A 16733-nucleotide genomic window follows, 5' to 3' on the forward strand; every position below is an offset into this window, starting at 1 on the left:
GCGGGTCGTCCAGGTAATTGCCTTATGATGGCGGCACCATTGCCAACGAGGGTTAAAGCACGTGGACCGTATCGAACAAATGACGCTGCTGGCGACCTACAACCAGTGGATGAACCGCAAGGTCTATGACGCGGCTGCCAGGCTTACGGACGATGAGTTGCGCGTGGACCGCCAAGCGTTTTTCGGCTCGGTCTTCGGCACGCTCAACCATCTCACGTTGGGCGACACCGTCTGGCTCAAACGCTTTGCCCTGCACCCCGCCGGCTACGCGGCGCTGGCGCCGCTGAACAGCATCGCCGCGCCGTCGGACCTCAAGCAACTGGCGTTCGCCGACCTGGCTGAACTCGCCGCCCGGCGGCGTTGGCTGGACCAATTGATCATCGATTGGGTGCACAACCTGCGCGAACCCGACCTCGACCATCGCCTGCACTATCACAACATGCGCGGCGCGGCGGCCAGCAAGCCGTTCGGCGCCCTGCTGGTGCATTTTTTCAATCGCCAGACCCACCATCGAGGCCAGGCCACTACGCTGCTGACCCAGGCCGGGCAGGATGTGGGCGATACGGACCTGCTCGCCTTGATTGACTGAACTCAGCGAGCGCTGAATTCGGCATAGGCCTGCAGCAACCGTGCAAAGTCCTCGGGTTGCGGCAACTGCTCGAAGCTTTCGACTGCCGGCGTGGTAGCCCAGGCCAGTTTTTCGCGGGTCCAGGTTTCCATAAAGGGCACGTACTCCGCGGCATTATCCAACAACGTCGCACGCACGTTGACGAACTCATCGATGCCATGGGGGCGGGTAAACAGCCAGCTCATGCAGTGCGGGCAGCAATAGTGACGATCGACCCCGTGCAGGCCACCCACCACCGGGCAACCCTGGGTCACCGTGAACGCGCTGGCGGGAATCAGCGCACTGAGGGAGAACGCACTGGCGGTCATCTTCTGGCAGCCGGTGCAGTGGCACGCCATGGTAATCACCGGCGCCTGGCTCACGCTGAAGCGCACCCGGTTACAACGGCAACTGCCTTCCAGGGGCAGGGTTTCGACGCTCATCACACACTCCTTTTCATGATCAGTGGCGTGGCAGGGTAGCGCCGAGGCAGGGGTGTTGAACAGGTCCAGGGGCAAAACCGAACGCTGCTGCGCCCATGGGGTCGTAACCTCAGGTGCCGGGATTTTTCAGCCCCGCCCTCCCCGCGTGCATTGTGGGTTTACCGATGTGCGTACCCAATAAGAAGGAGACGCTTACATGGTCATTCACTTCAAGGTTGCCGGGCATCTGGCCTGCGGCCATCACGGCAATAACCTGCCCTCCAGCACCGAGCTGAATCGGGTCAAGTGCCGCACCTGCCGCAACACCGATGCCTACAAGCAAGCGCGCCGCAATCAGCGCAACGCCGCACGCCGCGCTTCACGCCAGGCCAAGACCCACACCAGCACCGACTGGCGCAGTGCCTGGGCGCAGCGCCTGACCGACCTGCCAGGGCGGCAACGCCTGCCCCGCGGCTTCGGCGCACAGCCTTTCGTATAAGCCACAAACGCAGAAGCCCCGGACAAACCGGGGCTTCGTTTTCAATCAATCATCATTGGACACCGGCCTGTTGCGTGCATGGTAACCCGGCAACGTGGCGGCATACGCCAGTGCCTGTTCACGGGAATTGAAGGACGCCAGCCGATCCTGGGGCGTACACACCCGCCATGGCCCGAAATTGACCTGCACGATGTCGTACCCATTCAGATGCAGCTTCTTCAGCAGTGGAGCGCTCATAGTCACCTCGCTTTCCTGAGATTTCCCAGCGTTGCACGCCCTACCTTACACCCGCATCCAGGCTCATGACCGACCGCATGTCGCGGCGGCCAGGCTACTTGACCTTACTGCTCAAGGTATCCAGGCTGCGCTTGAGATCATCCAGGCTGCGCTTCAAACCGTCGATATCGCTTTTCTGCCGTTCGATCGTGCTGTTCTGATCCTCGACCGTGCGCTTGAGGCTCGCCAACTGGCTGTCACTGGAACTGGCGCTCGAACCGTCCCTGCGCTTGAACTCATCGAACGCGCGGTCCTGCCCCTCCAGCTTGCCTTTCAGGCCTTGTACCTCACTCTCGGTACGTTTCTGCGCAGCCTGCAGCTGTTCAATATCCCCCACCGAAATGCTCGACGCCTTCAACACATACTGATTGCCCGCTTCCAGCGAAGCCCCCGTCAACCGATCACCGCCTGACGCGCTGAAATCCCCCCACTTCACCGCACTCCCAGCCTGTGCCGTACCGGCCAACAGTCCCACGACACCTGCAATAACCATCCAATAGCGCCTGCGAACACTGAGCATCAACTGATTCCTTTCCAGACTGCCGGGATGGCATATCGCTATGACTGTCATTTATGCCGCTTGTTCCCGTGTCGTAGGAATCCTCTGGTTCGCCTGTTAAAGCCGATGTAGACCACTGATCTGCCAAGCTTTTTCAGGCGCAGTCCATGCAAGAAAGCGGCAGACCGACCTTGCGTCGAAGCGCCTGGATCTATATATTCCCAACCCTGTTACAACGCGCTACCGCCCGAATGGCGAAACTGGTAGACGCATGGGACTTAAAATCCCCCGCTCGTAAGGGCGTCCCGGTTCGATTCCGGGTTCGGGCACCATCTCTAGTTCCACTGACAGCCAGTAAAGTCCATGGAACCCTTTAAAACCCGCCACTTGGCGGGTTTTTTCGTTTATGGCGTTCCGTCGGTTTCCAAGTGATTCCGGCATTTTTAAGGGGAAGATCTGGGGTACAGGTCAGTTCGATAATAGGTAGTACCCTTATGTCGCACACTACAACTCTTCTATCTGACGCAGCTTTTCGAACAGCCAAACCGCGAGACCGCGCTTATAACCTTTTTGATGGAGAAGGTCTCTCTCTTAGCGCAAGCCAACGGTGGAAAAGCTTGCAAGGTGTCTAAAGAATCCGGGACGATTCCGTTTGCCAGATACAGGTTGCTCAACAGCATACAAAGGCGCACTGAATACCAGCCACTGCCATACTGGAGTCCGTCGGAGATCGCCATCCGCGATCGCTCGCACATTCGGTGCGAATGGGGCCAAAAAAGCTTTATCGACCTGAAAACACCACCCTAGAGCCCTGTCAAAATGTTCTTTGACGCCCCTGAGAGCCTTTAACGCCAGGTTACGCCGACGTTCAGACAAATAGTGTTGCAGGACACGTTTCTCGATGTTGGTGCGCTTCCGACGTTACACGATCGCTACGGTATTTCTCCCCAGGCTGTGCGCGTGCAGATCAAGGGTTGATTATAGGATTTAAAACTGCAGGGGCTGAATCATCCCCCTTGAACACCGACAGTCTGTTTTGGGGTAAGCGTTATGCCTGAAAAGGCTGCACCGAAAAAAATTTCCGAGAAGAACTAGAGGCGAACGGGTCAGATTTGGGCAACTGATGGAATGACGTGCACGTTGGAACCACTTAAGCTGCTGGCTGCCATGCATTCTTCCAGAGGCTAACAATGTCATTTGATCTGCACCACTTACTGCTGGTATTCACAGCCTACATTGTGGGAGCTGCCAGCCCTGGCCCCAGCAACATGCGAATCATGGGCGTTGCCATGCACCAAGGCAGAAAACCTGCGCTGATGCTTGCAGCCGGAGTCATCAGTGGTTCTTTTTTTTGGGGATCAATGGCCGCCACAGGCGTCTCGGCCATTCTGCTCCAATTCGCACAGGCACTCTTCGTACTCAAGATAGTCGGCGGAGCATACTTGCTGTTTCTAGCCCTGAAAGCGGGACGTTCTGCCCTGACACCTGACGAGAAAATTGCCAAAGCGCTGGCCGCAGCACCAGCCATCTCAGGCTTTGGCCTCTACCGACGAGGCTTGCTTATGCATCTTACCAACCCAAAGGCTTTACTGGGTTGGATCGCCACGATGACGCTGGGTCTGGGACCACAAGCGACACCTGAAACAGTTATGATCATCCTGGCTGGCTGTGCCGTGTTGAGCATTTCTATTTTCTGCGGTTATGCGATCGTTTTCTCCACGGCACCCATGATTCGGGGTTATCGCAGGGCGCGCCGATGGATTGAAGGCACCCTTGCGTTGGTCTTTGGCGCCGCAGGTTTTAAGCTGCTGTTCTCGCGCGCGTGATTCAATGCCTGCTCTTCCAGGGATGGCCTAAGTTCGAAAGCCATCCACCAACTGTTTGAGTCGTGTGGCTTGTCGTTCAAGATCGTCACAAGCAAGCAGTGTGGCCTGCAGGTTCTCCACCCCTTCCTGGTTGAGGGTTTTGATCTCGGTGATGTCCATGTTCAGTGAGTCGATAACTGAAGTTTGCTCTTCCGTTGCTGTCGCTACCGACTGGTTGATTCCGTCAATCTCGCCGATGCGCTGACTGACACTGCCCAGCCGCTCACCGGCCTGGTTGGCGATAATCACACCGTCCTTACTGTAGCGTTCGCTTTCGTTCATGGTAAGTACCGCCTCACGTGCGCCCATCTGAAGCTCTGCAATCATTGAATGGATCTCCTGGGCTGAGGTCTGAGTGCGGTAAGCCAGGCTGCGGACCTCGTCCGCTACAACAGCAAAACCACGTCCGGCTTCACCCGCCCGCGCAGCCTCGATCGCGGCATTGAGTGCCAACAGGTTGGTCTGTTCGGAAATGCCTTTGATTACTTCAAGAATCCGACCAATATTTTCCGTCTTACCATTCAGAGCTTCTATGTTGCTACATGACGTACGGATTTTCCCCGAGAGCGCGCCCATGGCATTTATCGTTTGGGTCACTATCTCGCGGCCATCTTCTGCCTGGCACCGGGCATCCGACGCCTGAAGGGAAGCTTCACCCGCGTTACGCGCGATTTCTTGGGCCGCTGCGCCGAGTTCGTTAATCGCGGCCGCAATACTGTTGGTGCGATTGGCCTGGTCGTCCGAGTTTGCCATGGAGGCACTGGAGGTCCGCGTTACGCGCCTGGCCACTTCATTGACATGCTCGGTGGCAGAAGACACTTCACGTATTGAGTGCTGGATGCGCTCCACAAAAAGGTTGAAGTCTGCGGCTAATTCTCCGAACTCATCTTTCGAGTTCGCACTCAAGCGGCGGGTAAGGTCACCCTCTCCCTGGGCGATATCCCGCATGGTTGTACCCATCAATCTCAGGGGCCGCATCAGTACGCGAATAAGCAGCCCCAGCAGAAGCAGCGTGGTCGCCACGGCAACAATCATCGATAAAATGGCGGAAGTGCGAAAATCATCAAGTGCCGCATAAGCTTTGCTTTTGTCGATGCACAAACCGATATACCAGTTCACCGAAGGCAGTCCCTTGATCGGCGAGAACATCAAAACTTGAGGTTTTCCGTCCTGCTCCGTCTCGCTGATATGAGAGCTAAGGGATGGCGTGTTCAGCGGGTAAATATCGTTCAATTGCTTCATCACCCGTTCTTTTTCGGGATGAACCAGCACCCTGCCATCTGCGTTGACCAGAAAGGCATATCCCATTCCACCCAGGTCGAGCGAGCGGACTATGGTCGACAGCGTCTCCAGTGTCAGATCCCCGCCTACCACCCCAAGCGGCTGGCCGTCGTGACTGACCGGCGTTGCGATGGTCATCATCAGTTGGCCCGTCGTCACGTCCAGGTACGGCTCGGTCAGCGTGGTCCCTCCGACAGTCATTGCGTCCGTATACCAGGGTCTGGTGCGAGGATCGTAATCAGCAGGTAGGTCGTCCTTTGGCCGGATGACGAAACTACCGTCACGACTGCCTAAATAAGTGAAGGTAAACGTCGACAGCAACGACCTCTGCTCCAGCAGCCGCGTGATGTTTTGCGGTGCGGGATCATTGGCAACCGTCTGGGCAACATGATCAACCAAAAGTATCCGCCCGGAGAGCCAGGACTGCACGCTTGCGGCGGTGATCTTGCTCATTTCCTCAAGGTGGTATTCAAGGTTCGTGCGAATGGTTTTGCGCTGAATCGAGTCGTTGTAAAGCGTAAAAAGCGAAAACGCTGCGACAACAACGAATGATGCCGCAAGCAATACCTTATGACTGAACTTCAGGTTCGCAATCATCATGGCTTATCCCTAGGCGTGGAGTGTTGTAGTTGTTATTCGATACCAAGGTGCATCGATGAAGGCTTGATGACGGCCAACTGCGGATAGGCCGCCAGTTTCTCAATGTGCAGTTCAGTGCTCTCAAACCAGCATTCAGTGATTGATCGGAAATGCTCCATATCCCGGCAGCGCATTCGCAGGCAGTAGTCAAGTGCACCACTCACTAGGTGACACTCAATGACTTGCGGGCTAGCACTGATAAGGGCCTCAAATGCTTTTTGCGTGTTGCTTCCCCTGCCCTCAGCCAGCGTCACCAGAACCACCAGGAACAAACCGGGGGATAGTTTGTGCTCGTCAATGAACGCACCGTAACCACGGATGACTCCCAGCCTTTCCAGCTTACGAACGCGTTGCTGACAAGGGCTCTCGCTCAAGTGCACCAATGAGGCGAGTTTTTTATAGGTGATGCGCCCGTTGCAGCGCAGCACATCGACGATGGCCTCGTCGATGCGTCCCAAACACTCAGAGGCCCCGTGGTTCTTTCTTCCGCAGGTCATAGCCAAGGCATTTCACTTCAGCCCGTTGGAAAGAAACTGCTGCAGGCGCTCGCTTCTGGGATTATCCAGAATCTCAGGTCCGCCCTGCTCTTCAACCAGTCCCTGGTGAAGAAACAGCAGCTGGTTTGACACTTTGCGTGCGAACCCCATTTCATGGGTCACCATGATCATGGTGCGCCCCTCTTCAGCAAGGCCCTGGATGACTTTGAGCACCTCGCCCACCACCTCTGGGTCGAGCGCCGAGGTGGGTTCGTCAAACAGCATGACCTCGGGCTCCATGGCAAGGGCACGGGCAATCGCTACCCGCTGCTGTTGACCACCGGAAAGAAACGCAGGGAACTGATCGGCAACACGGGCAGGCAAGCCGACTTTATCCAAGTACCGCCGGGCACGATCTTCTGCGTCTTTTTTGCTGACGCCTAGCACCCGGCGCGGGGCAATGGTGATGTTTTCCAACACGGTCATGTGTCCCCACAGGTTGAAATGCTGGAAGACCATGGCCAAGCGGGTACGCAGTCGTTGCAGCTCGCGGTCATCCGCCACACGTAATCCTGCATGATTTTTAATCATGCAGATCTGTTTGCCATCCAAACTCATGGCGCCGTCGTTGGGTGTTTCGAGGAAATTGATACAGCGCAGGAACGTGCTCTTCCCCGAGCCACTGGCGCCGATCAGGCTGATGACATCGCCCGTTTTGGCTTGCAGGGAAACACCCTTGAGTACTTCATGGGTACCGTAACTTTTGTGTAGCCCGTCAACCGTCAATTTGTACATGTTCGCAATCTTCCTCTAAGCAGTTCGGGAGCGGCCCTGTCAGACACAGGACTCAGTGAGTCGGCCCTAAGAAAGCCAACCAATGACGTTCGGCAATTCGGAACAAACCGACCAGCGCAAAGGTCACCGCCAGGTAAATCAGCGCCGCAATACCAAACGATTGAAAAGTCAAGAAGGTCGCAGAGTTAGCGTCACGGGCGACTTTGAGAATGTCCGGTACCGTGGCGGTGAACGCCACCGTGGTCGAGTGCAGCATCAAGATCACTTCGTTGCTGTAGTACGGCAGCGACCGACGCAAGGCTGACGGCATAATCACAAACGCGTAGAGCTTCCATCCAGAAAGGCCATACGCTTTTGCAGCCTCGACCTCCCCATGAGCGATGTTGCGAATAGCCCCGGCAAATATCTCCGTGGTGTAGGCGCAGGTGTTCAGCGCGAAGGCAAGAATGGTGCAGTTCATCGCATCGCGAAAGAATGCATCCAACACAGGCTGAGCACGTATTGCGGCCAGGCTATAGATCCCGGTGTAGCAGATCAGCAGCTGGATATAGAGCGGTGTACCCCTGAACAGGTAGGTATAAAACTGCACCGGCCAGCGCAAATAAAACCTGGACGACACGCGTGCGATGGACAGTGGGATAGACACGATAAATCCGATGAAAAGCGATGCACTGAGCAACCACAATGTCATGGCCAGACCAGTGATTTGCTGGCCATCGCTGTAGACGAATGACCTCCAGTACTCCTGCAGTAGTTCGATCATCGCACCGCCTCCCGTGAACCGGCGGCGTAGTATTTTTCCAGACAGCGCAGGATGAAATTGGAGGCGCTGGTGATGATCAGGTAGGTCAGTGCAGCCAGTACCAGGAAAAAGAACAATTGGTAGGTGCTTTTTCCTGCGTCCTGGGCAGCCTTTACCAAATCAGCGAGGCCAATGATCGACACCAACGCGGTGGCTTTGAGAATCACCATCCAGTTGTTGCCAAGACCCGGCAAGGCAAACCGCATCATTTGCGGGAACACCACGAAGCGAAAACGCTGAGTGCGACTTAACCCGTAGGCGGTAGCAGCTTCAACCTGGCCACGGGGTACCGCCAGCATGGCGCCGCGGAAAGTTTCGGTGAAATAGGCGCCGTAGATAAACCCAAGGGTGATGATTCCTGCGACGAAGGGATTGATTTCGATGTACTCCCAGCCCAACGCCACCGTGATGACCGTCAGCCAGGTTTGCAGGCTATAGAAAATCAACAGCATCAGTACCAGATCGGGCACCCCACGAATCAGCGTGGTGTAGAGCTGCGCTGGCAGGCGCAGCAGCCTAAGACTGGACAGTTTGGCGCTGGCCCCAATCAGCCCGAGCAATACGCTGAGCGCCAGGGAGGATAGGGACAGCTTGACGGTCATCCAGGCGCCTTCGAGCAGCAGTGGGCCGAAGCCTTGCAAGCTGAATGCAGACAGCCCCAATGCGCCTAATAGTGTTTCGAACATGATCAACAACCTATAGCGAAAAACGCCCGTCCAGCGGACGAGCGCCGGGTGGTTATTTGCCGCTGTAAAGATTCAGGTCGCCAAAGTGCTGCTTCTGGATCGAATCGTAGGTGCCATCGTCATGCAGGGCCTGAATCGCTTTATCCAGCAAGGCCTTGAGCTCTGCATTGCCCTTGGCGATGCCGATGGCTGTTTTAGAGGGAAGATAAGGGCTTTCTACCGGCGGGCTCATTTCATATTCAGCGCCCTGGGACGATTTGATAAAGCCCAATTGCGCTTGAAGCGTGTCCTGCAGTGATGCATCCAGCCGCCCCGCGACCAGGTCGTAATACACCTGGTCCTGGTTCTGATAGGACTGGATTTTTACCCCGGCTTTGTCCAGCACGGCCTTGGCGTAGGCTTCCTGGATACTGCCTTGAAAATAGCCAACCGTTTTGCCTTTGAGTGATGCCACATCCGCGCTCAGGCCCGAACCCTTCTTGAACACATAAGACGTGAACCCGGAGAAAAGCTCGTTTGAAAAATCAATGGCTTTTTCGCGAGTAGCCGTCACGGTCATGGATGACAGGATACCGTCGAACTTGCCGGCCCTGAGGCCCGGAATCAGGCCATCAAAATCGCTTTCCACCCAGACGCATTTGACTGAAAGCCTGGCGCAAATCGCGTTGCCCAAGTCAATATCAAATCCCTTGAGGCTGCCATCGGCGGCCTTGGACTCAAACGGTGCGTAGCTGGCATCTACGCCGAAACGCAAGGTGGCGTATTCTTTGGCCGACACTGCACTTGTGCACAACACCAAGCCCATTACTAAATACAGCTTTTTTAGCGAAATCATAATTACATCCCTAGATATTGTAGTTGGATTAAGGGCAGTAAACATCTGACAGCATTAACCGTGACACTCATTATTATTTAGCGAGACCTGCGTCTCGACTTGAACGTTACCTGAGTACGGCGACTTTACGAATATGGCAAATTGAACGTTATCACGAGCAAAATGCTCGCCTTTCAAGCAGACACCAGCTTCATCATTAACAACCCACTGACAATCAATACGGCCGCCACGATACGCAACAGCGTGGCGGGTTCACCCATGAAGAAAATACCCGCCGCAAAAGCGCCCACAGCGCCGATCCCCGTCCAGATGGTGTACGCCGTACCCAGCGGCAAGCTCTTCATCGAGAAGGATAAAAGCGCGAAACTGGCAATCACAGTGACAAATGTAATGACCGTGGGCACTAACCGCGTAAATCCTTCAGATTGTTTCATCGAAAAAGCCCACACAACTTCAAATAGTCCTGCAATGATCAAACTCACCCAAGCCATGAGCAACTCCCAAACAATAAAAACGCAAAGACTGTCCGCGCCAGGCGCAATTAAAACGTCAACGTTATTAAAAAGACCCCCGCGAGGACGGGGGTAAAGACGGGTTGACCAAACCCTAGTTCCGTGACGCTATCAACTAAATCACTTGAATGTTGCGTCCAGCGCGAACGCAATATCCTTGATCAAGTCATCTGGATCTTCCAATCCGACAGAAAAGCGCAAATGACCATACTGGCGGAACTCTTCAGGGTACTTGTCAAAGCCACCTCGACCCTCTGCCCCTACGTGCACGATCAGTGATTCGTCATGCCCTAATGAAACGGCCGACGTGATGATGCGCAGGTTCGAGACAAAGCGATTCTGGGTGTCAGGATCGCCCTCTACGGCAAACGCCATCACAGCACCATAGCCTTTGCCCGCAAATTGCCGGCGCGCCAACTCATGCTGCGGGTGGGAAGGCAAACCGGGGTAGTAGACATAGGCAATCCGATCGTCGCCATCCAGAAACTGAGCCAACTTTTCGGCCGTGTTCAGCAATTGCTTCAAGCGCAGTGGCAACGTGACCGAACCGCGCATGATCATCCACGCGTTGAACGGCGAAATGGTCGCGCCGAGGTCAACCAATGCATCATTCTTGATCTTGTTGATCAACGGATTGGAGCCGATCACCACCCCGCCCATGGCATCACCATGGCCATTGATGTACTTGGTCAATGAGTGGATGACGAAGTCGACACCATGTTGACTTGCACGAAAAAATGGAGGCGGCGTGAATGTGGCATCCACAGAGATCAGCGCGCCATGGGCGTGTGCAATCTCAGCCAATGCGGCAATGTCCGCAACTTTCGTGGTGGGGTTGGCAATCGTTTCAGTGTGGATCAGCTTGGTATTGGGGCGAATGGCGTTACGTACCGATTCCAGGTCACCGACGTCTACGAAGGTTGCCTCAATGCCGTAACGTTCAGGCAGTAGTTCGGCGAAAAGCCGCCAGACTGCCTGGTAGGTGATGTCACTGACGATGACGTGATCACCACTTTTCAAGAATGAAAAAAATACCGAGTGCAAGGCAGCAACACCGGTCGCGAATACCACCGCGTCTTCACACCCTTCAAGGGCTGCGAGTTTCTTCTCAAGGCAAACCTGGTTGTGGCCTTGATTGCGTGTGTACACGAGCCCGTCCGGGCTCGACCAGTCCATGGTTGCCGGATCTTCCGGCAAGAGATAGGAGTTTGCCATGACCAATGGTGTGCGGACGGCGCCACTGGTGACATCCGCGACATTGCCGCCATGAACAGCCAGCGTCGCTGCAGATAATGTCGAAAGATTATGCTTGTCGGGGCGCATGTCGTTTCCTCTTTATTGTTGTGTGTTTCATTCTTGAGTTGAGCGAGTTGCTTAGCTTCCACTCACACCGTTAATGCAAACGACCTTGGGTTGGGTCATGTCTTCGTAAGCGAAACGTACGCCCTCACGGCCCATGCTCCCGTACTTGAAACCGCCGAAAGGCATTGCATCAAAGCGGTAGTCGGAAGAGTCGTTGATCATCACCCCGCCCGCCTCCAGTCGTTTAGCGGCGGTCAATGCAACCTTCAGATTGCTGGTGAAGATCCCGGCATGCAGGCTGTATTCAGGTTCGTTAGCCAGCGCCAATGCTTCATCCAGGGAGCCGACGCTCTGAAGGATGACTACCGGACTGAACACTTCTTCGCACCACAACTTGCAATGGCGGTCGACGCCTTCCAGCACGGTAGGTGAATAGAGCGAGCCGTTACGTGTGTTGCCAAACAACAACGTGGCGCCTTTGGCAATGGAGTCATTGACCACTTCCTCGGTACGCTTGGCTGACGCCTCGGTAATCATCGGCCCTACGTCTGTCGGCTCATCAGCAGGGTTGCCGACGATCAACTTAGAGGTCTGTTCAACAAAGCGCGTTTTGAAGGCTTCATAGAGTGAAGCTTCGATGAGGATCCGTTGGGTACCGATGCAGTTTTGTCCGGCCGCCCAGAAAGCCCCCGACACGCATGAATCAACGGTTTCATCTAAATCACAATCAGCCATCACGATGACCGGCGCGTTACCACCAAGGTCCATCGCCAGCTTCTTGAGGCCAGCTGTGCGAGCGATCTGCTCACCCGTGACAAAGCCGCCGGTGAAAGACACCATGCGCACTGCGCGATGGGCCACAAGAGCCTTGCCCAGGGCGGCCCCGCCTGTCGCGACGGTGACAACAACCGGAGGCAGACCCGCGTCGATCAAGCACTCCACCAGCTTGATCGCTGATAGCGGTGTGAGCTCAGACGGCTTGAGAACAACTGCATTTCCTCCTGCAATGGCAGGCCCTAATTTATGCGCGACCAGATTAAGCGGGTCGTTGTAAGGGGTGATGGCGACGATGACGCCCAACGGTTCACGGGTGAACCAGCCCTGACGGGATTCAGACCCGACATAGGCGTCAAAAGGAATGACTTCACCGGCATTGCGCTTGGCTTCTTCGGCAGACAACTTCAAGGTGTTGACGCAGCGCAACACCTCCTTTCGCGCCTGCTTCAGCGTTTTTCCCGACTCCGCGACGATCAGTTTGGCAAAGGCGTCTTTGTCACGCTCGACTGAGCTTGCAGCCTTTTCCAAGATACGCGCACGCTCATGGCGTGGTAGATCCTTGGCAATCAAGGCGCCTAAAATGGCGGTGTCAACTATCGTGGTAGCGGAGGATGCGGGTATGTCTGCCACTTCACCCACTTTGCTGCCGTCAAACGGGCTGAGCACCGTAATGGCCTTATAATCAGCAGTGAGCGAGAGACTCAAGCTATTCATGATTACTTACCTGACGTGGTTTTGTGGTTGTGGATGCTTACGATGTCGGCGAGCAATGCGAAGGCGGTTTCAAAACGACCTGCCCCCGCCCCCACTACAGTGACGGGACCGAGAATGGCCGTGTTGAAGGTAATTGCGTTGGTGGCTCCGCTCACGGCTGAGAGCGCGTCGTTCGCCGGTAAGAGCTGGGGACTCACCGATGCCGAAATCGAACCATCGCTCCGTTTCTCTGCGCTGCCAATCAGCTTCCAGCGGGCATTTGCTTTCGTCGCCTCGGCAATATCCTTGGCCGTGATTTCAGAGATCCCTTTGCACAAGACATCGCTTGGTTTGAGTTTTGCGCCCAGTAGTTCATTGGCGAGGATGACGACCTTCAAGCGCACATCGTGCCCCTCTACATCCGCTGTTGGATCGGCTTCGGCGTAACCCAACTCCTGGGCTTTTGCGACAGCACTCGAGAAGTCCAACCCCGTCTCCATGCTGGAGAGGACAAAGTTAGACGTGCCGTTGAGGATCCCCTTGAAGCCGGTGATTTCCGAGCCTGCCAGTGACTCCTTGGCCAAACGGATAACCGGGGTCCCGCTCATGACAGAACCTTCAAATTCAAAGCGGGCGCCGGTGCTATCGGCCAGCGTCTTCAAGCTTTGTGCATGCAGCGCCACGGGCCCTTTGTTGGTGGTCACGACACTGACGCCCTTTTCCAGAGCCCAGCGGCAGAAGGTCGTAGCCGGTTCACCATCCACAGGATTGGTGAACGTTGCCTCAGCGACAATATCGGCGCCAGAGAAGCGGATAACGGTTTCGTTTGCCGGCTCAGCAGTCCCGCCGGCCAGGGTCCTGAAACTGCCTTTAGCAGCAGGCATTGCTGCCAATTCACGAGCGTCCAGGCCGTCTTTGTTAATGATCGAACCGAGGTAAAGGTCACTGACACCGACAATCTTCAAGGTAAAACCTAATTCATCGGCCCAACGCGAATTCTTATCGGCAATAAGCTGGGTCAGCGCGCGGTTAACGCCACCAAATCCAAGCAACGCAATTTTGTATTCAGTCACGACAGGGTTCTCATTGTTATGATGTGGTGCTGAGATAGTAAGCCGCCAACTTAACTTTACGAATATGGCAAACAGAACGTTGTTGCGAGCAAAATGCTCGTACAACGGCACAACTTGCTACTTTGTGCTGGATAGCACAAAAGATGTCACGGTATTCAGGACACCCGGCAGCGCAGAAATCTCACTCCATACCCTGTGGATTCGATCTGCATTCATCGCCTGAACCGTCAACACAATATCGAGGTCACCACTCATCACATTGCAGGAAATGACTTCAGGCATTGCCCCGACGGAGCGAACAACTTCTGAATCCCGCATACGGTCCTGACGATAAACAAAGATCAACGCATTAATGGGCCCTACATCGGCTGAGGGTATACCTTTAATAATTGTGTACCCCCGGACATAACCATCGCGCTCCAATCGCTCAATCCGAAGCCTGACTGCGTTCCTGGACAAATTAACTTTCATGGCAATATCGTTGTGGGCCAACCGTGCATTTCGGGTGAGTTCTTCCAAAATCTTCTCATCAACTTTATCTAAAACACGTTTCATCTCTGGCTCCGAACTTATAACGAGTGAGACTCCGTGTCTTTGGATAAGGCCCTGACCAGCGAGGTCAGCGCCCCGATGTCGTTAGGAATTGAAGTACAGTCTTGTTCGGTGAATGCAGGAGCGCCGCCTGTATTCAGGTGGCCGAAAATCTCCGACTTATCGGTTGCAGCGCCAATCTTCGAGGGATGCGTCGTCGCCAGGCAAACCATGGGGATCAGCAAGCTGCGCCTGCTCACACGTGCAGCGCGCAAGCCGATAGCGGTATTGGGGCTGACGAGATACCCACTCTGTGCAAAGACCTCATGAATACAACTGAATGCATCCGCATCGTCCACAGCCAGTGAGTCAAACAATTTGCGCGCCTCCAACCATTCATCCTGCTCTAAGTGGATGGTGCCCTCTCCTTCTAACAACTGCATATTACGAGCTACTTTTTCTCCACATCGATTTAAAATACTCCACTGCAAGCGCTCAAAATTAGAGGCCAATGAAACATTCATAGTGGGAGTTTTGGTAGTACGAATCTCATGTCGACTGTACAGATTTGATTGGAGAAAGTGATGCAGGCCGGCGTTGGCATTCGTGGCAACGATTAGCTGTCGAATGGGCAGCCCCATTTGTTTGGCAATATAACCAGCGTACAGCGCACCAAAATTCCCAGTCGGCACACTGAAAGCAACTTCTCTTTTAGGCGCGCCGAGCTGAAGTGCGGAATAGAAATAGAAGGACAGGTGCGCAAGTACGCGAACCCAATGCACTGAGTTGAACGAAACAAGATGCTGCTGCGCATCATTATTTTGTTTTAAAAACTGCTCACACAAACGATGGCAATCAGAATAATCTCCGTCGATCGCAATATTGACTACATTGCCTTCCTCCACACTCAGTAAGCGTCGGCGATCCTCCGCCGTTAGTCCCTTGGAAGGATGCAACACCAACAAAGTAACGCCCTTCATTCCCGAAAATGCTTTTATTGCAGCTGCTCCAGTATCTCCGCCTGTGCAACCTACAATCAGAGCCTTCTTCCCAGACTTCAGTAAATCGTGATTGATAAAGCGAGACATTAATTGAAGACCAAAATCTTGATAGGCGCCTGAAGGCCCATGAAATAACTCGAGTATCCACTCGTTACTTGCCGTCTGGTAAAGCGGTGCCACTGCGTTGTTTGTAAAACAATCAAAGGTCTCCTCAAGCATCCGAGATAGCTGATCTTGCTCGACCCAGCCCCCCAGAAAGGGCTCAATTACATGGTGAGCCAATTCGTGAAAGGGCAGCCACTCAAGTTTTGAGAGTTCCTCCTTTTTTAAAGGGGGCACCTTGCGCGGCACGTACAAGCCACCGTCAGGCGCATACGACCCCATCAGGACCTCGCTGAATTCAAATGTTCTACCAGGCGTCCGTGTGCTGACGTACTTCATGGTCCAAGACACCCTCAAGCCATTTTCGAGCGGATCACCTGCAAGGTGATGCTCTGTGGAATTCAATGCGGCGGTTTTAATCGCCTTTGATCCAGCTTCACTCCATTGACTATTAAAGTCAATATAGTGACCATCGTATCTCTTCAACGGTATTCCGTTCCGTTGCCCGAAAACGCCTTTGTCCTTGCTCTTGTCGTGCGCCAAGGGCCGCCAACGCTTAGAAAATGGGAGAAAATCATGTGTGCCAAGAACCTGCTGCACTCGCTTTATCAGTACAAGGCATGGTCTGAGGAGGCGCTTTTCAGTTGCTTGAAAGCGCCCATAGCAAAGTCCTTTCCGATGGAAATGGAGGAAGCCTGCTACTGGCTCAGGCACATCAACATCGTGGACCAGTTGTTCATCGCCAGACTGCAAGGAAAACCGGAGGAATTTGACGACGTCGTCACTGAGCAACGGCAAGACATTCGCCAGCTGGAAGAGGCATTTACAAAGGCAAATCAATGGTTTGTTGACTATACGAAATCAGTCACTGCAACGGAGCTGTCTGACCCGGTAGCGTTTATCTTCAAGGACGGCAAACCCGGCAACATGACCAGGGAGCAAATCCTCGCTCATGTCCTTTCTCATGGCCTGCAACATCGGGGGGCTGTTGGCACGATCCTGCCAAGAGAGATTCTGGAGGGGCACCAGGATCATTTCACAACGTTTTTGAAGCTGTAAA

Annotated in this window: 19 protein-coding genes, 1 tRNA gene and 2 pseudogenes; 6 read left to right on the forward strand and 16 right to left on the reverse strand. The window is 54.5% G+C overall.

Annotated features, from left to right (window positions below; all coding sequences use genetic code 11):
• Positions 1–61 precede the first annotated feature (61 nt).
• Entirely contained in the window at positions 62–589 is a 528-nt protein-coding gene (locus BB029_RS27340) for a DinB family protein (RefSeq protein ID WP_065941583.1), read from the forward strand.
• Between the two features lie 2 nt (positions 590–591).
• Here the strand turns inward: BB029_RS27340 and BB029_RS27345 are convergent, their stop codons facing one another.
• Positions 592–1050 carry a GFA family protein gene (locus BB029_RS27345; protein WP_065927465.1) on the reverse strand — a complete coding sequence of 153 codons (459 nt, stop codon included), beginning with the start codon at positions 1048–1050 and terminating at the stop codon, positions 592–594.
• A gap of 196 nt (positions 1051–1246) precedes the next feature.
• On the opposite strand from BB029_RS27345, the gene BB029_RS27350 reads away from it, so the two are divergent.
• Positions 1247–1528 carry a hypothetical protein gene (locus tag BB029_RS27350; RefSeq protein WP_065941584.1) on the forward strand — a complete coding sequence of 94 codons (282 nt, stop codon included), beginning with the start codon at positions 1247–1249 and terminating at the stop codon, positions 1526–1528.
• Positions 1529–1573: 45 nt separating this feature from the next.
• On the opposite strand, the gene BB029_RS27355 is transcribed toward BB029_RS27350, so the two are convergent.
• Together BB029_RS27355 and BB029_RS27360 are read right to left on the reverse strand one after the other, a co-directional pair.
• Positions 1574–1765, reverse strand: coding sequence for a DUF2188 domain-containing protein (locus BB029_RS27355; protein ID WP_065941585.1), 192 nt, complete (start codon positions 1763–1765; stop codon positions 1574–1576).
• A gap of 94 nt (positions 1766–1859) precedes the next feature.
• Positions 1860–2297 carry a hypothetical protein gene (locus BB029_RS27360; protein WP_253489958.1) on the reverse strand — a complete coding sequence of 146 codons (438 nt, stop codon included), beginning with the start codon at positions 2295–2297 and terminating at the stop codon, positions 1860–1862.
• Between the two features lie 251 nt (positions 2298–2548).
• On the opposite strand from BB029_RS27360, the gene BB029_RS27365 reads away from it, so the two are divergent.
• From BB029_RS27365 to BB029_RS27370, 3 genes and pseudogenes are all read left to right on the forward strand, one after another.
• Positions 2549–2635, forward strand: a tRNA-Leu gene (locus BB029_RS27365).
• A 523-nt stretch (positions 2636–3158) separates the two neighbouring features.
• Positions 3159–3281 (forward strand): annotated as a pseudogene (locus tag BB029_RS33945) (transketolase family protein); the annotation flags it as partial.
• Positions 3282–3493: 212 nt separating this feature from the next.
• Positions 3494–4129, forward strand: coding sequence for a LysE family translocator (locus BB029_RS27370; protein WP_065941587.1), 636 nt, complete (start codon positions 3494–3496; stop codon positions 4127–4129).
• Positions 4130–4156: 27 nt separating this feature from the next.
• Here the strand turns inward: BB029_RS27370 and BB029_RS34385 are convergent, their stop codons facing one another.
• The 13 genes and pseudogenes from BB029_RS34385 to thrC all read right to left on the reverse strand — a co-directional run bounded on the left by BB029_RS34385 (position 4157) and on the right by thrC (position 16159).
• Positions 4157–4921 carry a methyl-accepting chemotaxis protein gene (locus BB029_RS34385; RefSeq protein ID WP_371914640.1) on the reverse strand — a complete coding sequence of 255 codons (765 nt, stop codon included), beginning with the start codon at positions 4919–4921 and terminating at the stop codon, positions 4157–4159.
• Between the two features lie 93 nt (positions 4922–5014).
• Positions 5015–6049: pseudogene (locus BB029_RS34390) on the reverse strand (cache domain-containing protein); the annotation flags it as partial.
• A 32-nt stretch (positions 6050–6081) separates the two neighbouring features.
• Positions 6082–6585, reverse strand: coding sequence for an Lrp/AsnC family transcriptional regulator (locus tag BB029_RS27380; RefSeq protein ID WP_065941588.1), 504 nt, complete (start codon positions 6583–6585; stop codon positions 6082–6084).
• Positions 6586–6597: 12 nt separating this feature from the next.
• Positions 6598–7359 carry an ABC transporter ATP-binding protein gene (locus tag BB029_RS27385; protein ID WP_065941589.1) on the reverse strand — a complete coding sequence of 254 codons (762 nt, stop codon included), beginning with the start codon at positions 7357–7359 and terminating at the stop codon, positions 6598–6600.
• A 52-nt stretch (positions 7360–7411) separates the two neighbouring features.
• Positions 7412–8122: an ABC transporter permease gene (locus tag BB029_RS27390; RefSeq protein ID WP_065941590.1), complete on the reverse strand. Its 711-nt coding sequence runs from the start codon at positions 8120–8122 to the stop codon at positions 7412–7414.
• Entirely contained in the window at positions 8119–8847 is a 729-nt protein-coding gene (locus BB029_RS27395) for an ABC transporter permease (protein ID WP_065941768.1), read from the reverse strand. The genes BB029_RS27390 and BB029_RS27395 overlap by 4 nt, the downstream gene beginning before the upstream one ends.
• Before the next feature lie 52 nt (positions 8848–8899).
• Positions 8900–9682, reverse strand: a complete 783-nt coding sequence (locus BB029_RS27400; RefSeq protein ID WP_065941591.1) for a transporter substrate-binding domain-containing protein — start codon at positions 9680–9682, stop codon at positions 8900–8902.
• A gap of 173 nt (positions 9683–9855) precedes the next feature.
• Positions 9856–10173 (reverse strand): multidrug efflux SMR transporter, encoded by a 318-nt coding sequence (locus tag BB029_RS27405; RefSeq protein WP_027606625.1) that lies wholly within the window; start codon positions 10171–10173, stop codon positions 9856–9858.
• A gap of 141 nt (positions 10174–10314) precedes the next feature.
• Positions 10315–11517 carry a PLP-dependent aspartate aminotransferase family protein gene (locus tag BB029_RS27410; protein ID WP_065941592.1) on the reverse strand — a complete coding sequence of 401 codons (1203 nt, stop codon included), beginning with the start codon at positions 11515–11517 and terminating at the stop codon, positions 10315–10317.
• A 51-nt stretch (positions 11518–11568) separates the two neighbouring features.
• Complete coding sequence (locus BB029_RS27415) at positions 11569–12987, reverse strand: aldehyde dehydrogenase family protein (protein WP_065941593.1); 1419 nt, start codon at positions 12985–12987, stop codon at positions 11569–11571.
• A 2-nt stretch (positions 12988–12989) separates the two neighbouring features.
• Entirely contained in the window at positions 12990–14039 is a 1050-nt protein-coding gene (locus BB029_RS27420) for a homoserine dehydrogenase (RefSeq protein WP_065941594.1), read from the reverse strand.
• A 117-nt stretch (positions 14040–14156) separates the two neighbouring features.
• The gene (locus tag BB029_RS27425) at positions 14157–14594 is read right to left on the reverse strand and encodes an Lrp/AsnC family transcriptional regulator (protein ID WP_007896167.1); all 438 of its coding nucleotides are present in this window, start codon (positions 14592–14594) and stop codon (positions 14157–14159) included.
• Positions 14595–14608: 14 nt separating this feature from the next.
• The gene (gene thrC / locus BB029_RS27430; RefSeq protein ID WP_256558445.1) at positions 14609–16159 is read right to left on the reverse strand and encodes a threonine synthase; all 1551 of its coding nucleotides are present in this window, start codon (positions 16157–16159) and stop codon (positions 14609–14611) included.
• On the opposite strand from thrC, the gene BB029_RS27435 reads away from it, so the two are divergent.
• Positions 16139–16732, forward strand: a complete 594-nt coding sequence (locus tag BB029_RS27435) for a DinB family protein (RefSeq protein WP_174557013.1) — start codon at positions 16139–16141, stop codon at positions 16730–16732. The genes thrC and BB029_RS27435 overlap by 21 nt on opposite strands.
• The last annotated feature ends 1 nt before the right edge of the window (position 16733 follow it).

This window comes from Pseudomonas sp. S3E12 (assembly GCF_001702295.1).
Classification (GTDB): Bacteria; Pseudomonadota; Gammaproteobacteria; order Pseudomonadales; family Pseudomonadaceae; genus Aquipseudomonas; species Aquipseudomonas marginalis.

Excerpts from the sequence above, each read along its gene's own strand:
- BB029_RS27395 (WP_065941768.1), bottom strand. The coding sequence starts at position 8,847 with ATGTTCGAAACACTATTAGGCGCATTGGGGCTGTCTGCATTCAGCTTG.
- BB029_RS27350 (WP_065941584.1), top strand. The coding sequence starts at position 1,247 with ATGGTCATTCACTTCAAGGTTGCCGGGCATCTGGCCTGCGGCCATCAC.
- BB029_RS27425 (WP_007896167.1), bottom strand. The coding sequence starts at position 14,594 with ATGAAACGTGTTTTAGATAAAGTTGATGAGAAGATTTTGGAAGAACTC.
- BB029_RS27355 (WP_065941585.1), bottom strand. The coding sequence starts at position 1,765 with ATGAGCGCTCCACTGCTGAAGAAGCTGCATCTGAATGGGTACGACATC.
- BB029_RS27400 (WP_065941591.1), bottom strand. The coding sequence starts at position 9,682 with ATGATTTCGCTAAAAAAGCTGTATTTAGTAATGGGCTTGGTGTTGTGC.
- BB029_RS34385 (WP_371914640.1), bottom strand. The coding sequence starts at position 4,921 with ATGGCAAACTCGGACGACCAGGCCAATCGCACCAACAGTATTGCGGCC.
- BB029_RS27370 (WP_065941587.1), top strand. The coding sequence starts at position 3,494 with ATGTCATTTGATCTGCACCACTTACTGCTGGTATTCACAGCCTACATT.
- BB029_RS27345 (WP_065927465.1), bottom strand. The coding sequence starts at position 1,050 with ATGAGCGTCGAAACCCTGCCCCTGGAAGGCAGTTGCCGTTGTAACCGG.
- BB029_RS27415 (WP_065941593.1), bottom strand. The coding sequence starts at position 12,987 with ATGAATAGCTTGAGTCTCTCGCTCACTGCTGATTATAAGGCCATTACG.
- BB029_RS27405 (WP_027606625.1), bottom strand. The coding sequence starts at position 10,173 with ATGGCTTGGGTGAGTTTGATCATTGCAGGACTATTTGAAGTTGTGTGG.
- BB029_RS27410 (WP_065941592.1), bottom strand. The coding sequence starts at position 11,517 with ATGCGCCCCGACAAGCATAATCTTTCGACATTATCTGCAGCGACGCTG.
- BB029_RS27390 (WP_065941590.1), bottom strand. The coding sequence starts at position 8,122 with ATGATCGAACTACTGCAGGAGTACTGGAGGTCATTCGTCTACAGCGAT.
- BB029_RS27380 (WP_065941588.1), bottom strand. The coding sequence starts at position 6,585 with ATGACCTGCGGAAGAAAGAACCACGGGGCCTCTGAGTGTTTGGGACGC.
- BB029_RS27385 (WP_065941589.1), bottom strand. The coding sequence starts at position 7,359 with ATGTACAAATTGACGGTTGACGGGCTACACAAAAGTTACGGTACCCAT.
- BB029_RS27360 (WP_253489958.1), bottom strand. The coding sequence starts at position 2,297 with ATGGTTATTGCAGGTGTCGTGGGACTGTTGGCCGGTACGGCACAGGCT.